Raw genomic sequence first — 15,382 nt, forward strand, 5'->3', positions numbered from 1 at the left:
ACCATACTTATATGCTCGCGAAGAGGCCGCAATCCAGTGATCCTCCAGCCCGAGTGCAGAGAGTGAGAGGTGTTCGATGGTCAGCCGCGTGACACCCTCCCTCGAGCCTCGCACCGCACCCGCTCCGCCTGACGAGGACCCGGTGGATACAGCCGCCTCCAGGCCGATGATCCAGAGCGAACTTCGCGATTTCATGACGTCGACCCCCGGGCGCCTGACCGCTGTCGGGATAGTCCTGATCTTGCTCACCCTGGCGGCGGGATTCCTGGCCGCCGCGACTATCGAGAACCGTCAAGCGCGCCTGGGCAACGTCCTGACGGAAACCGAACCGCTTGCCAACTCCGCTCAGAATCTCTACAGCGCACTGTCGGTTGCCGACGCGGCCGCAGCCACCGCGTTCATCTGGGGTGGACTGGAACCGCCGGCGGTGCGCGACCGCTATACACAGTCGATCGGCGAGGCGTCGGCAGAAATAGTGAACGCGTCCGCCGGACTCGACACTGTGGACATGGCCGGCCAAGCCGCCCTCACCTCCATCTCGACCGACCTCACTGTGTACACCGGGCTGATCGAGACGGCGCGTGCCAACAATCGCGTCGGAAACCCTGTGGGCGCCGCGTATCTCGGCGAGGCGTCGAATCTGATGCAAACGTCCTTGCTTCCCACGGCTCAGCATCTGCATTCCGCACAAGAAGCGCAGGTCACCAAGGTTCAGAATGATTTTGTCCGCCCACCGTGGTGGCCGATCATCGCATTTGCACTGGCATTGTCCATGCTCATCGCAGTCCAGATCCGCATCGCGCAACACAGCCGTCGACGCTTCAATCTCGGATTGATCCTCGCCTCGATAGCTGTTGCTGCAGCGCTGATCTGGCTGTTGACGGTCGGGTTGATTTCGGCGATCACCACCACCCGCGCGCTCGACGCGGGAGCGGGTCCGCTGCACGAGTTGACCGAGGCCCGCATCATGGCCCAGCAAGCGCGAACAGTTGAGACTCTGGGTTTGGCCCAGCGTGATTCCGACGGCGACGAGACCGACATCTTCATCAACAAGGTGAGCAACGTCGACGCCATTCTCCGTGAGCTGCAAGGCAATGGGCGGTCGGGAGTTGATACCGCCGTGCTCACGCAGGCGATCGACGCCCGCGATCAATGGGTGGCGGCGCACGATCGGATGGCTCTGCGCCTCGGCGTCGGAGATTTCACGGGAGCTGCGAACATCGCCGTCGGATCGGGTGCGGAAGATTCCGCTGCCGAGTACCGCGCGCTCGACGACGCCTTGTGGGAAGCGATAACGGATTCCCGTGAGAGCCTTCGCGCCGACATCTCACACGCCTCGCGGGTGTTGTCAGCGTCGGCTCCGGGAGTGACGATGCTGGCCGTACTTGGCGTTGTCGGTATCGCCGCCGGATTCTGGCCACGGCTGCGGGAGTATCAGTGAGCGGCAGAGGAAAAGCGCGTGCGCTGGTTGCGGCAGGTGCGGCCGCGCTGTTCCTGGTGGCGTGCGGCGGCCAACCCGGCGAGGAGCTCATCTCGTCCACCACCACGCCATACACGCAGCCGCCGCTACCTGCTGAAGCGACCATCGCGCCCAGCCCTACGCCGACAACGTCGGCCGACTGTGGAGATCCGACGGCCAGCCTGCGTCCGGTCCCGGCCGACGCAAATCCTCGCCCGCCGCAGCCGAGTGTCGACAAGATTCGCGAACGTGGCCGCCTCATCGTCGGACTCGATACCGGCAGCAACCTCATGAGCTTCCGGGATCCCGCAACCGGACGCCTTGAGGGTTTCGACGTCGACATCGCCCGTGAAGTTGCCCGCGATGTCCTCGGCGATCCCGAGAAGATCGAATACCGAATCCTGACATCCGACGAGCGGATCGAAGCCCTGCAGGATTCCACCGTGGACATCGTCGTCAAGACCATGTCCATCACGTGCGAGCGGCGGGAGAAGATCGAGTTCTCCAGTGAATACTTCACTGCGCGCCAACGCATTCTGGTCGTACGGGGATCCGATATTCGCAGTATCGACGACCTGGCCGATAAACGGGTCTGTGTCGCGAACGGGACGACGTCACTGAGCCGCATCCAGAAACTACAACCCGCGGCCACGGTTGTCACTGTGCCGATGTGGTCGGATTGCCTTGTGGTACTTCAACAAGGGCAGGTCGACGCCATCAGCACCGACGACACCATTCTTGCCGGACTTGCCTCGCAGGACCCGTATCTCGACATGGTCGGAAGTTCGTTGGGCACCGAACCGTACGGGATCGGCATCAACGCGGGCAACACCGATCTGGTCCGATTCGTGAACGGCACCCTGGACCGGATCCGCACCGACGGCACCTGGAACTCTCTCTACGACCGTTGGCTCACCATGCTCGGACCGACTCCTGGTCCCCCACCTGCCGCGTATCGGGATTGAGGCGGTCATGACAGAATCTCGAGATCCGAAGGACGAGGATCAGGGCACCACCGATCAAGGCACCACCGAGCCCGATCATGCTGCCACACAGGCGGCGCCACGATTCGAGCCGGATTTCACCGCGGCCACTGCCCGCCCCGAGCAGACATCCGCACAGTTACGTGAGTCCGTGCCATCCTCCGTGTCGACGCCGACGGGCCGGTCCACTCGTTCCCGCCGCTCGCGCTCGACACGCAAACTCCGTCTGGGCGGCGGTCTGGTCGAGGTTCCCCCGGTTCCCCACGTAGACCCGGCGTCGGCGGTGATGAGCGATGCGACGGTTCCCGAACGCAAACGTTTCTGTTGGAAGTGCGGAGAACCGGTGGGCCGCAAGGCGGCAGGCACGTCCGCGCGCCAGAGTGGTGTGTGCCCCAAGTGCGGTTCGACTTTCGACTTCCGTCCGCTGCTCGAAGAAGGCGAACTGGTTTCCGGTCAGTACGAGGTGCAGGGGCCGATAGCTCACGGTGGCCTCGGGTGGATCTATCTCGCGATCGACCGCAATGTCAGCGACCGCTGGGTAGTTCTGAAGGGACTCTTACACTTCGGTGATTCCGAGGCACAGGCCGTCGCGGTTGCCGAACGGCAGTTCCTCGCAGAAGTAGCGCATCCCAGCATCGTCAAGATCTTCAACTTCGTCGAGCACCCTCGCCCCGACGGCACCCCCATGGGCTACATCGTCATGGAATACGTCGGTGGGCGATCGCTCCGAGAAGTACTCGCCACGTTCCCCGACGGCCGTCACATGCCGATCGAGCAGGCCATCGGGTATGTATTGGAAATTCTTCCCGCCCTGAGTTATCTGCACTCCACCGGCCTGGCGTACAACGACCTCAAACCCGAGAACGTCATGGTCACCGAGGACCAGTTGAAACTCATCGACCTTGGCGCCGTGTCGGGAATCGAAGATTTCGGATACCTGTACGGCACAGCGGGCTACCAGGCCCCCGAGATCATCGAGACCGGGCCGACGGTTGCGTCCGACATCTACACCGTCGGCCGTACACTTGCCGTGCTCACTCTCGACATGCCTTCAAAACACGGCCGTTACCTCGACGGTCTTCCCGACCCTGCCGACGAGCCGGTGCTGAGCGAGTACGAGTTCTTCCACCGGTTGCTTCTGCGCGCCACCGATCCGGATCCGAAGAAACGATTCCAGTCTGCGGACGAGATCGGCGGCCAACTTGTCGGTGTTCTCCATGAGGTACTGGCGCACCAGAGCGGCCAGGAAAACCCGGGACTCTCACTCGTATTCAGTAGACAACGAACCTCTTTCGGCACCGACGATCTGGTTGCGCAGACCGACGTGTACGTCGACGGCAATTCCCGCGACAGCGGTCTCGATCCACTCGAGGTTGCGCATGCACTCCCCATCCCCTTGGTCGACCCCACCGATCCGAGTGCACCGTTGCTGGCCGCGGCCGTCCACAGTGAGCCGTCCCAGACCCTCGACGCACTCCGACGCGCCCGTGAGGGTGGGATCGATCGGGTTGCCTCAGCAACCGAGGCGGCGTTTTCCGGGGAGTTCCGACTGGCCGAAGCCAAAGCGCACCTGGACCTGAGTGATTCCGAAGCCGCGCAGAAGATACTCGACGACCTGCATTCCACCATCGGCGACCATTGGAAGATCGAGTGGTACCGCGGGCTGGTGGGATTGCAGCAGAGCGCATTCGAATCGGCTTTCACCCATTTCGAATCGGTTCTCACGGCTTTGCCCGGCGAGTTGGCGCCTAAACTCGCACTGGCCGCAACTGCCGAATTGGTACTGCAACAATGGGATTCCGAGGATCCTGATCAATGGTGCCGCTTCGCCGGTAAGTACTACCGCACGGTGTGGCGGACCGACCACAACTACGTCAGCGCGGCATTCGGGTTGGCACGCCAACTTGCCGAACGCGGCGACACCGGTGCCGCGGTCACGGCGCTGGACGAGGTCCCCACCAGCTCACGCCATTACAACGTTGCCCGCATGACCAGCGTGCTGACGATGCTCTCACGCACCGAGATAGCAAACCTCGACGAGGCAACTCTCCGAGAGGCTGCCAGACGCGTCCGCGCCCTGCCGGCCGACGAGGGTCGCTGCCTGCAGATGCGGACCCTGGTACTGGGCACGGCACTGGACTGGATCAGGGCCGGAAACCGAGCGCACGACGAACTCGAACCCATCCTCGATCTGCCCTTCACCGAGCGCGGTTTGCGCACGGGTGCCGAAATGTGTCTTCGGACGCTGGCCCGTACCACCGTCTCCCGAACGCATCGCTATGCTCTGGTCGACCTCGCGAACAGCGTTCGGCCGCACAGTAATTTCTGATCACGAAGCGGGCAGTGCGAGATTTACCGGAGTTCGGAAACCAGCGCCTGCGCCGCGCGCGCGATCGCCAATTCCTCGTTGGTGGGGATCACCAGCACCTCCACGGCCGACGAGGATGCAGAGATACGACGCTCGTCGCGAAACTTCGTCTCGTTGAGTACTGCGTCGACCTCGATGCCCAGACGCCTCAGGCCCGCGAGGCTGTCACGGCGGACGTCGATGTTGTTCTCCCCAACTCCTCCGGTGAAAGTGATGACGTCGACGCCGCCCAGTTGAACGATGAAGGCGCCGATGTACTTTCGCAGCATGTGGATGTAGACGTCGTAGGCGAGCATCGCGTGCTGGTCTCCGGCTGCGATCAGCTCGAGCAGTGCCCGGAAGTCGTTGACACCCGAGAGTCCCTTCAGCCCGGAGCGGCGGTTGAGAAGGTCGTCGATCTCGTCTACCTTCATGCCCGAGTTCCGGTTGAGGTGCAAGATGATGCCGGGGTCGATATCTCCGCTGCGGGTACCCATGACCAGGCCCTCGAGCGGAGTGAGGCCCATCGTGGTGTCGATTGCCTTGCCACCCTTGATCGCCGACGCCGACGCACCGTTGCCCAGGTGCAGGACAATCTGATTCAGCTCAGCCGGATCCTTACCCAGGAATGCGGCGACCCGGCCGGACACGTACTCGTGGGACGTACCGTGGAATCCGTACCGCCGAATCTGGTTGGCTTCGGCGACGTCCCGATCGATCGCGTACGTCGACGCGGCCGCCGGCAGTGTGTGGAAGAACGCGGTGTCGAATACGGCGACGTGCGGTACGTCGGGCAATTCCTCGCGGGCCACCTCGATGCCGATCACGTTTGCCGGATTGTGCAGTGGTGCAAGGGTCGACAGGTCGGCGATGGCCTTGACAACAGAATCGTCGATCAGCGTCGGCGCGTAGAAGATGTTCCCGCCGTGTACTACCCGGTGCCCGACAGCGATGACGCCGGCCTCGCTCAGTGGACGCCCCACTTCGGCGACAATCTCGAGAACCATCTTCAGTCCAGCGCGATGATCGGCAATGAGCAGGTTGCGGTCCGAGGTTCCGGTGCGGTGGTTGTAGACGATGTGGCCGTCCGATTCACCGATGCGCTCGATGAGTCCGTGTGCCACCAACTCCGCCGTATCCGGGTGTACGAGTTGAAATTTGATGGACGAGGAGCCGGAATTGATGACCAGTACGGTGCCGTCACTCATGCTTACGCTCCCTGCGCCTGAATGGCCGTGATGGCCACCGTGTTGACAATGTCCTGAACCAGCGCGCCGCGCGAAAGATCGTTGACGGGTTTGTTCAACCCCTGCAGAACGGGGCCGACGGCAATCGCCCCGGCACTGCGTTGCACAGCCTTGTACGTGTTGTTGCCCGTGTTGAGGTCGGGGAATATGAACACGGTCGCCTTGCCTGCCACCAGTGAATCCGGCAACTTCTGGTCGGCGACGCTTTGCTCGACCGCGGCATCGTACTGAATGGGTCCTTCCACCAGCAGGTCAGGGCGTCGCTCGCGCACCAGGGCGGTTGCGGCACGAACCTTGTCGACGTCGGCGCCGGAACCCGAATCCCCGGTGGAGTACGAGAGCATCGCAACGCGCGGATCGATACCGAACTGGCTCGCAGTCTGCGCGGACGAGATAGCGATGTCCGCCAACTGCTGCGCACTCGGATCCGGGACGACAGCGCAATCACCGTACGCGAGAACACGGTCCGCCAGGCACATCAGGAAGATGCTGGAAACCGTCGACACACCCGGCGCCGTCTTGATGATCTCGAACGACGGCCGGATCGTATGCGCGGTGGTGTGCGCGGCACCGGAGACCATCCCGTCGGCAATTCCCAAGTGCACCATCATGGTTCCGAAGTACGAGATGTCCGCGATCACGTCGCGGGCCCGTTCGACGGTCATGCCCTTGTGGGCGCGAATCGCGGCGTACTCCTGCGCAAATCGTTCCGTGTACTCGGACTGCGCCGGCGCCAGGATCCGAGCGGCACTGATGTCGACGCCCAGTTCACCGGCCCGTCGGCGCACGCTTGCCTCGTCACCGAGAATGGTCAGATCGGCAACCTGACGCTGCAGAACTCGGCCGGCGGCCCGAAGGATACGGTCGTCGCCACCTTCCGGCAGGACGATGTGCTTGCGGTTCTCGCGAGCGCGGTCGATCAACTTGTACTCGAACATCTGCGGCGTCATGACCGACGGAATCGGTAATGCCATCCGGCCCAACAAGGTTGCGGCGTCGACGTGCTGTTCCATCAAACTCAACGCGGTGTCGACCTTACGCTGCGATCCGACGGCGACGCGGCCGCGCGTTTGCGCTGCGGCACTGGCGGTGTCGAAGGTTCCGAGCTTTGTCGTCAGGATCGGCAGACGCTGCTTGAGCCCGGCCATCAGTGCGGCGATCGCCGGGTGCGGGGTAATTCCACCGTTCATGATGATGCCGGCCAGCGAGGGAAACCCTTCTGCTTCATGCGCATTCATCAATGCCAACAGAACGTCGGAGCGATCACCGGGAGCGATCACCACCATTCCCTCGGTGAGCCGTTCGAGAATATGCTCGGCGGTCATCCCGCCCACCATCACCTTCAATGCCTCGCGGTGCAGCAATTCGGAATCGCCCGAATAGAATTCGCCACCGGTGGCCTCCATCAACTCTGCCATCGTGGGCGAGATGAGAAGCGGAATCTCCGGCAGGCTCCAGGTCGGAACACCCAAGCCGGCCAATGCCGCATTCACGTCGTCGAGCGTGGCTGGATCACAGCGATTGGCAACCACTGCCAGCAAATGCGCGTGGTTCGAGGACAATTCGGACGCGCACAGTTGCGCCAGCTGAAGTATTTCCGGTGTGGTGCGACGAGCGCCCTTCAGCGCCAACAACACCGGGGCACCCAGATTCGCGGCAATTCGGGCGTTGAAACCCAACTCGCTGGGACTCGCGACATCCGTGTAATCGCTGCCGATGATCACCACGGCGTCGCTGCGCTCGGCCACCTCATGGTATTTCGCGACAATGTCCGCGAGCGCCGCCTCCGGATCTTCGTGCACCTGCTCGTACGTGACACCGAGAGCATCCTCGTACGACAAATCGGCTGTGGTGTGCTCGAGCAACAATTCGAGGATGTAGTCAGTCTCGGCAGTCGACCGCGCGATGGGGCGGAAAACGCCGACGCGGGCGACCGTCGCGCACAACATCTGCATCACGCCCAATGCAATGGTGGACTTCCCGGTATCACCTTCGGGAGAAGCAATGTAGACACTCGACACGGGTGCAGGCGCGCTGGACATGCCCCACAGCTTAGTGGGGCCACCTATCCAGCTTGCTCGAATGAGTGGTGACCGTCACCGAGAATCAGCCCACCGGTGGCACCGAGACAGACGAACGGTGCCTGCCACGCGGCGAGTGGCAGGCACCGTCAAGGATGTGCTTGTCCGTCAGCCCAGTGCGCGCAACCGCGGTGCGAGATCGCGCTCGAACAGTTCGAGGAACCGGCGCTGATCGTGTCCGGGTGCGTGGAACACGAGGTGGTTGAGTCCGGCGTCGACATAGGCCTTGACCTGTTCGACGGCGTCGTCGGGATCGGACGCGACGATCCAGCGCTTCGCGACCTGCTCGATGGGCAGCGCGTCGGCTGCTGCTTCCATTTCGATGGGGTCTTCGATGCTGTGCTTCTGCTCCGGAGTGAGCGAAAGCGGCGCCCAGAATCGGGTGTTCTCGAGCGCGGCTTCGGGATCGGTGTCGTAGCTGATCTTGATCTCGATCATCTTGTCGATCTCGGCGACGTCACGCTCGGCCTTGGCAGCGCCTTCCGCCACTGCGGGCAGCAGCTTCTCGGTGTAGAGATCCATGCCCTTGCCGGACGTGCAGATGAAGCCGTCACCGGCGCGGCCCGCGTACCGAGCCACAACCGGTCCACCGGCTGCGATGTACACGGGGATACCACCCTCGGGAACGTCGTAGATCGAGGCGCCGCGAGTCGTGAAGTACTCACCCTCGAAGTCGACGCGGTCACCGAGCCACAGTTCGCGCATCAGCCGAACCGACTCGCGCAGCCGCGCAAAGCGTTCCTTGAACTCCGGCCACTCGCCCTGGAATCCGGTGGCGATCTCGTTGAGCGCCTCACCACTGCCCACACCGAGCATGATGCGTCCCGGGTACAGGCAACCCATGGTCGCAAAAGCCTGCGCGATAACGGCCGGGTTGTAGCGGAACGTCGGAGTCATCACCGACGTGCCGATCTGCACGCGCTCGGTCCGCTCGCCCACTGCCGTCATCCAGGCCAGTGAGAACGGTGCGTGGCCGCCGTTGTGTCGCCACGGCTGGAAATGGTCACTGACCGCAACGGAATCCATGCCGTGCTGTTCGGCGAGAACTGCCAGCTCCACCAGCTCCCGAGGCCCGAACTGCTCCGCCGAGGCCTTGTATCCGAGCTTGAGCTCCTGCGCCACTGTGTGCTCCTCTTCGTCTTTGTTTTGCTATGACGTGTAAATCGCCTTCTCTGCACACTATCCAGGCCACTCCAGGACTTCTACGTGTGGATCAGCGGGCGAGGCTCGTAACCACCGTTGCCACTCCGGCCGCAACCGCCACGGCGGCCAGTGCCAGGGCAAACAGCCAGAGCGCGTGCGGTTCCGGCATCGGGGCTCCGTCTTCGAGCGCCTTCTTCACCTGCAACCACCGACGCATCCCCACCAGTGCGGCTGCCGCCGCCAACACAATCAGGACAAGACCGAGCGTGGTGCGCACCCACCCGGTACTCCACCCCGGAACCAACTGCACTATCGCGATCCCACCGGCCAACAGCGCCAACGAACTTCGCATCCACGCCAGGAAGGTTCGCTCGCTGGCGAGGGTGAATCGTTCGTCCGGTCTATTGGGTTCGGTCACGAGTGCTCCACTCCGTGGGTAACGACGATGTCCGGATCTTGACGCCAGTCGTACACCACCGCCGTCCGCAGCACGATGTCCTGCAACGAGCGTCGACGCCGATCGATGACCGCCCAGCCGAGCCCGAAGGCAAAAAGCACACACAGCACGGCCCGAACAAGTGCCAGCGGCCAGCGAACCAGCCGATGCCCCGACGTGATGACCCGCAAGCCCATGACCACATTGCCGACAGTTCGGCCGGTGGTCGCCCAGCACACCGTCAGATACACAGTCGAGACCGTGATGAATGCCGTCGTGGACAGGAAGATCCCGGGCTGGGAGAACGTGAACGTCTGCGGCGAGAACAGCAGTCGCACAAAGGCCACCGCGAGGTATCCACCGCCCATCAGAACGAGTACAACACCCAGGTCGATCGCTCCGGCGATACCGCGGGTCACAATTCCGGCGGGACCCGAATTCTGGGATGTCGCCACTACTCCTGCCCTGCGTTCTCGTTGTTCTTGTCGGTCTTGTCGGTCCTGTCGGTCTTGTCGCGTCCGAAGAGTCGACCGACAAAATCCGCAACGGCGTCGTCTGCCTGCATCCCCTGCACGCGGGCACCCTGGACCGCTTCGGTGGACAACGACCCAGTGGACTCGCGGATGATCTGTGGCAGATCCACGCCCTCGATGACCTGGTCCGCGATCTTCACCAGATCAACCCGGTAGATCTGCCGTTCGATGTCGACGGAATCGACGATGCCGTCGAGGTCGAGCCGATTGATCACTGCTTCGACATCCAATCGCCGCGCAATGTCGTCCACGTCGATGCGATCGATGATCGGTTCCAGCGACACACGTTCGGCGATCCTGTCGACGTCGATGGTTTCGGCAATAGTGTCGAGGTCGACGTTGTCGATGACGATCTTGGTGATGTCGACTTCGTCCAGCGCCGCTGCCACCACGGCCTTGATCACCGTCCGCAAGGTTGTGTCGGCAAACGCGGCGGTAGAGGCGATTGCGTCGTTGCCGAGGGCACTCACCTGAGCAATTGCGTGGTCCAGCGGCTCTCCGACGATCGGAATCCGCGGAACGGAGTCCAACACGGCAGTCGCCGCTCGCCGGGCCGTGGCAAGCGTGATCGACGCCAATCCGAAGCCCAGACGCACAAGATCGGGCGCAGGTCGATCCGGTTGTGCACCCACGAGACCGCCCTCCACCACTCACCCAGCTGAATAACGGACATTCGTTACTCTGCTTCGCATTGTGCCACTGTTGGTATACACAATTCGCCGGGACGAGCAGCAACCGTCAGCATCAAACGTGGGGAGACGTGATCGTGACGCGATTCGGGAAACACTTCGGTATCCATCTCACGATGGCGGCGGTAATGGTCGCAGGCTTTCTGAGCCTGACCGCCCCTACTGCGTCGGCACAGTCCACGGTCACGAGGTTCGACGTCTATTCACCGTCCATGGACCGGTGGATCAGCAACGATGTCATCTCCCCCGCCGGCGGGGGCCCAGCGCCCACGTTCTACCTCTTGACCGGGGTCGGCGGCGGCGAAGACGGGATCTCGTGGTTCAACAACACCGGGGTTCGCGATTTCTTCGACGACAAACACGTCAACGTGGTGATGCCGATCGGCGGCAAGTACAGCATGTACACCGACTGGAATGCCGACGACCCGGCGCTCGGCCGCAACAAATGGCAGACGTACCTGACGCAGGAACTCCCCGCGGCGGTGAACTCTCGCTACAACACAACCGGGGTGAACGCTCTCGGCGGAGTTTCGATGGCCGGCGGGCCGGTACTGGACCTCGCCATTCAGGCGCCGGGACTGTACCGCGCTGTCGGTTCGTACAGTGGTTGTCCTCGAACCGTCGACGGGCTGGGGCAGATGGCGGTTCGATCCATGGTGGAAGTTCTCGGACGCGGCAACGTCCACAACATGTGGGGCCGGCCGGGCGGACCGCAGTGGGCTGCCCACGACCCGTTGGTCAACGCCGAAAAGCTCCGCGGCACACAGCTCTTCATCGCCACGGGTAACGGTATCCCCGGACCGGTGGACGGCATCAACTCGATCCCCGCGATCGCCGGAGTCATTCCCGGCAGCGTGCTCGAAGGGATCACTCAACTGTGTACCGCTGCGCTGCAGGGGCGGTTCGCACAACTCGGCATACCGGCCACATTCAGCTACCGCCCCGAGGGCACCCACACGTGGGGGCTCTTCGAAGCGGACATGCGCGCGTCCTGGCCGATGATCGCGGGGGCGATCGGAGCGTAGGAGTCGGGTTTGCTGAAGAGCTGACATAGGTTCTGCGCAGTGAGCAGCCCTTCCCGCCTGCAGGAGGGGCTGCTCACTTGCCGAAACCTATGCTCACTCGCCGCACTCACGCCGCCAGCAGCGCAGGCAGTCCCCACTCCCTGGCCAACAACTGGTACGAGCGCAGTCGGTCCTCATGACTATGAGTAACGCCGGTGATCACCAATTCGTCTGCACCGGTCAGCTTCTGCAGATGCTCGAGCCGGTCCGCAACAGTGCTGGGCGAGCCGACGAACTGAGTGATCAGCCTGTCCTCCACCAAGGCGCGCTCGCGCTCGGGCAACGGGAGCGCAGTCGCGGGATCCGGGTACGGAATTGCTCCGGCACCGCTGCGAATACTGTGTGCCCAATGCCCGAAGGTGGACGCCAACTCCCGCGCTGTGGCGTCGTCCTCCGCCGCAACGACATCCGCAGAGACCACGACATACGGCTCCGCCAGCGTGTCCGAGGGGCGGAACGCGGCGCGGTAAGCCTGCACCGCTTCGAGTGTGCTCGACGGCGCCACATGGTAATTCGCGCCGAAGGGCAACCCCAGCTTGCCCGCGAGCTCCGCACTCGGCCCGGCACTGCTGCCGAACACCCACACCTCGACGTCGGCGCCTTCGCCAGGACTCGCGTGCAATTCGATGCCGTCACGGGTGCGGTGGGTGCCGTTCAACAGGGCCAGGATCTCGCCGACGTGATCCTCGAACTCGGGGGCCTGTGCGCCGGGAAATGCCAAGGCCTCCAGCGACGCCTGCAGACGCGGTGACGTGAGCAGTCCGGAAATATCGAACGGCGCCGGGATCACAACACCCTCACGCACCACTGTCTCCCTGGGTGCACCAGGCACGGTCTTGCCGGCGGCAACGGCTCGAAGCGCTTCCACCCGCCGTTGGCCGCTGCGGCCGATACCCAGATCGATCCGGCCCGGGTACAACGCGTCGACGGTACCGAATGCCTCCACCACCTCGGCTGCCGTGTTGTTACCCAGCAGCACGGCAGCGGACCCGACGCGAATAGTGTTGGTGGCAGCAGCAATCAGCCCGACGAGTACTGCCGGGGACGAGCTCGCGACGCCGACAAAATGGTGCTCGGCAACCCAGTACCTCTTGTACCCCCAGGATTCGGCAGATCGCGCGAGGTCCAGCGAGTTTCGCAGCGCGTCTCGCGCCGTACTGCCCTCGCTGATCGGCGACAGGTCCAGAACTGACAGCGGCACCGTCATGTCAATGCACTTCCGGAATCTTCTCGCCGGCTTCGACCGCAAACGGAAGGCGATTCTCCGCGGGGGCTACGGGGCACGTCGCGTAATCGGTGAAGGCGCACGGCAGATTCGACGCACGATTGAAATCGAGGACTACCGCACCACCGGGCACTGGTGGGCTTACGTGCAGCGAACGCGCTCCCGGATAGGTGGTCACCCCGCTGGTCGCATCGGTGAACAGAATGTGAAAGCCGTCGTCTTTGCCGGCGAACGCAATCAGAGTCCGAGTTTCACCGTCGTACTCGAAACTGATTGTTCCGCGCGCATCGTGGTGATGTTCGAGTCTCTCGACGACAGCGCCCGTCGTCACTGTTCGAGCCTCGTTGAAAGCGGTGAAGACAGCGTCGATGCGCCACTGCGGATTCGGATCGAAGGTCGGGATACCGTTGAACTGCGCCAGAGCCGGTGCAAGCGGATCGTGAATGCGCAGAGCGACCTCACCGGTGCGGCGGATGACCTCGACTCGACGGGGCCCCTGATTCACGATCAATCCCGGCGCGCCTTCGACGGGTGTCAGGGTGACCGAACCGTCCACGGCAACACCGTCGATCGAGAGGTCGTCTGCCGGCCTCGCGGTGACGACAACAGCATCTGCGTCGGCCCGCCATGCACCCGGTAGGTCCGAGAAAGTGGAATCGGTGTCCACCAGCCAGTGCAGGGCGGTCAGGCTCAGCCAACCGAGCGGCTCGGCAAAGGTGGCGTCGCGCAACGCATGCCACGCAGTCCATTCGTCGACAAAGGTGGTGTCTCCGGTCTCGGTGACGGTCATGATGCGCGAACTCCTTCGGCCTGCTCGTGGGGATGACGCAACCCGAGGTGGCTGCGCAGAGTTGTTCCTTCGTACTCCGTGCGGAAACTGCCGCGGTCCTGCAACTCGGGTACAACGGTGTCGATGAACTCGTCGAGACCCGCCGGCGTGAGATGAGGGACGAGGATGAATCCGTCACTCGCGTCACCCTGGACGTAGCTGTCGATCTCGGCAGCCACCTCCGCTGCGCTGCCCACAAACTGTTGACGGGCCGTCACATCGATGATCAGTTCACGGATGCTGAGGTTTTCCGCTTCGGCCTTTGCTCGCCACTGGTCCGCAACGGCGCGGGGATCCTTGACGTGACGGACGCGTCCACGGGTGATGTTGACGTCGTCCGTCGGGTCTTCCTTCGGCAGCGGGCCGTCGGCGTCGTACTCGGAAAGGTCTCGGCCCCAGACTTGTTCGAGGAAGGCGATAGCGGTCTGCGGTCCGACCTGCTGCCTCCGAATATGATACGCCTTCTCCTGGGCGTCAGCCGCGTTGTCACCGAGGACAAAGGTGGCGGCGGGGAGAATTTTGAGGTCGGCGTGCGTCCGTCCGTACTTGGCGAGGCGCCCCTTCACGTCCGCGTAGAAAGCCTTTCCGGCTTCGAGCGTTCCGTGGCCGGTGAAGATGGCGTCGGCTTTGGCTGCCCCGAATTCTCGGCCTTCATCGGAGTCACCTGCCTGCAGGAGAACTGGGTGACCTTGCGGGCTTCGAGGTACTTCGAATCGTCCGGAGATGTCGAATTGTTCGCCGGTGTGCGAGAACTGGCCGACCTGCTGGTCGGTGGCAAAGATTCCGCGCTCACGGTCGACGAGCGGGCGAGTGACACTCCAACTGTCCCACAGTGTCCGCACCGCGTCGACCAATTCGTTGGCGCGGGCGTATCGCTGCGAGTGTTCCAGATATCCACCGCGGCGGAAGTTCTCACCGGTGAAAGCGTCCGACGAGGTGACCAGATTCCAGGCTGCCCGGCCGTCCGAGAGATGATCGAGCGTGGAGAACTGTTTGGCCAACTCGTACGGTTCGTTGAAGGTGGTGTTGATTGTTCCGGCCAATCCGAGATGTGTTGTCACACCGGCAATCGCGTTGAGAATGCTGAAGGTGTCCGGGCGGCCGACCACGTCGAGATCGTGAATTTTGCCCTGATGTTCGCGCAGTCGCAGCCCCTCGGCGAGGAAGAAGAAGTCGAACAGGCCGCGTTCGGCACTGCGTGCAAGATGCTCGAACGAGCTGAACTCGATCTGACTCTTCGAGGCCGGATCAGCCCATACGGTGGTGTTGTTCACACCGGGGAAGTGAGCACCCAGATGAACTTGCTTACGAATCTTGTTCTGTGTCATCGAATTTCCTGTTCTTTT

General features: G+C 63.0%; 13 protein-coding genes. 4 read left to right on the top strand and 9 right to left on the bottom strand.

Annotation, left to right across the window (positions count from 1 at the left end; all coding sequences use genetic code 11):
* The first annotated feature begins 88 nt into the window (after positions 1-88).
* The 3 genes from C7T36_RS05810 to C7T36_RS05820 are packed head-to-tail and all read left to right on the top strand — an operon-like array spanning position 89 to position 4,771.
* On the top strand, positions 89-1,441 hold the full coding sequence (locus tag C7T36_RS05810) for a hypothetical protein (RefSeq protein ID WP_239654594.1): 1,353 nt from the start codon (positions 89-91) through the stop codon (positions 1,439-1,441).
* 53 nt (positions 1,442-1,494) lie between these two features.
* On the top strand, positions 1,495-2,424 hold the full coding sequence (locus C7T36_RS05815; RefSeq protein WP_239654678.1) for a glutamate ABC transporter substrate-binding protein: 930 nt from the start codon (positions 1,495-1,497) through the stop codon (positions 2,422-2,424).
* Between the two features lie 7 nt (positions 2,425-2,431).
* Positions 2,432-4,771: a serine/threonine-protein kinase gene (locus C7T36_RS05820; RefSeq protein WP_045064027.1), complete on the top strand. Its 2,340-nt coding sequence runs from the start codon at positions 2,432-2,434 to the stop codon at positions 4,769-4,771.
* A 23-nt stretch (positions 4,772-4,794) separates the two neighbouring features.
* On the opposite strand, the gene C7T36_RS05825 is transcribed toward C7T36_RS05820, so the two are convergent.
* The 6 genes from C7T36_RS05825 to C7T36_RS05850 form a co-directional block, all read right to left on the bottom strand.
* On the bottom strand, positions 4,795-5,997 hold the full coding sequence (locus C7T36_RS05825; protein WP_045064030.1) for an acetate kinase: 1,203 nt from the start codon (positions 5,995-5,997) through the stop codon (positions 4,795-4,797).
* Positions 5,998-5,999: 2 nt separating this feature from the next.
* Complete coding sequence (pta, locus tag C7T36_RS05830; RefSeq protein ID WP_045064032.1) at positions 6,000-8,078, bottom strand: phosphate acetyltransferase; 2,079 nt, start codon at positions 8,076-8,078, stop codon at positions 6,000-6,002.
* A gap of 147 nt (positions 8,079-8,225) precedes the next feature.
* Complete coding sequence (gene fgd, locus C7T36_RS05835; protein ID WP_033235619.1) at positions 8,226-9,239, bottom strand: glucose-6-phosphate dehydrogenase (coenzyme-F420); 1,014 nt, start codon at positions 9,237-9,239, stop codon at positions 8,226-8,228.
* A gap of 91 nt (positions 9,240-9,330) precedes the next feature.
* Positions 9,331-9,678: a YidH family protein gene (locus C7T36_RS05840; RefSeq protein ID WP_033235620.1), complete on the bottom strand. Its 348-nt coding sequence runs from the start codon at positions 9,676-9,678 to the stop codon at positions 9,331-9,333.
* On the bottom strand, positions 9,675-10,151 hold the full coding sequence (locus tag C7T36_RS05845; protein ID WP_045064034.1) for an RDD family protein: 477 nt from the start codon (positions 10,149-10,151) through the stop codon (positions 9,675-9,677). The genes C7T36_RS05840 and C7T36_RS05845 overlap by 4 nt, the downstream gene beginning before the upstream one ends.
* On the bottom strand, positions 10,151-10,861 hold the full coding sequence (locus C7T36_RS05850) for a hypothetical protein (protein WP_045066595.1): 711 nt from the start codon (positions 10,859-10,861) through the stop codon (positions 10,151-10,153). Before C7T36_RS05850 ends, C7T36_RS05845 begins: the two co-directional genes overlap by 1 nt.
* 173 nt (positions 10,862-11,034) lie before the next feature.
* Between C7T36_RS05850 and C7T36_RS05855 the strand changes: the two genes are divergently transcribed.
* Positions 11,035-11,943: an alpha/beta hydrolase family protein gene (locus C7T36_RS05855; protein ID WP_045066596.1), complete on the top strand. Its 909-nt coding sequence runs from the start codon at positions 11,035-11,037 to the stop codon at positions 11,941-11,943.
* A 106-nt stretch (positions 11,944-12,049) separates the two neighbouring features.
* On the opposite strand, the gene C7T36_RS05860 is transcribed toward C7T36_RS05855, so the two are convergent.
* From C7T36_RS05860 to C7T36_RS05870, 3 genes are read right to left on the bottom strand one after another with little or no spacing between them, the layout of a single operon-like run.
* On the bottom strand, positions 12,050-13,189 hold the full coding sequence (locus C7T36_RS05860; protein ID WP_045064035.1) for an LLM class flavin-dependent oxidoreductase: 1,140 nt from the start codon (positions 13,187-13,189) through the stop codon (positions 12,050-12,052).
* Between the two features lies 1 nt (position 13,190).
* Positions 13,191-13,997: a DUF1684 domain-containing protein gene (locus C7T36_RS05865; RefSeq protein ID WP_045064037.1), complete on the bottom strand. Its 807-nt coding sequence runs from the start codon at positions 13,995-13,997 to the stop codon at positions 13,191-13,193.
* On the bottom strand, positions 13,994-15,364 hold the full coding sequence (locus C7T36_RS05870; protein ID WP_045064039.1) for an NtaA/DmoA family FMN-dependent monooxygenase: 1,371 nt from the start codon (positions 15,362-15,364) through the stop codon (positions 13,994-13,996). The genes C7T36_RS05865 and C7T36_RS05870 overlap by 4 nt, the downstream gene beginning before the upstream one ends.
* Between the last annotated feature and the right edge of the window lie 18 nt (positions 15,365-15,382).

The sequence above is a fragment of the Rhodococcus sp. AD45-ID genome, from assembly GCF_003023755.1.
Taxonomy (GTDB): Bacteria; Actinomycetota; Actinomycetes; order Mycobacteriales; family Mycobacteriaceae; genus Rhodococcus_F; species Rhodococcus_F globerula.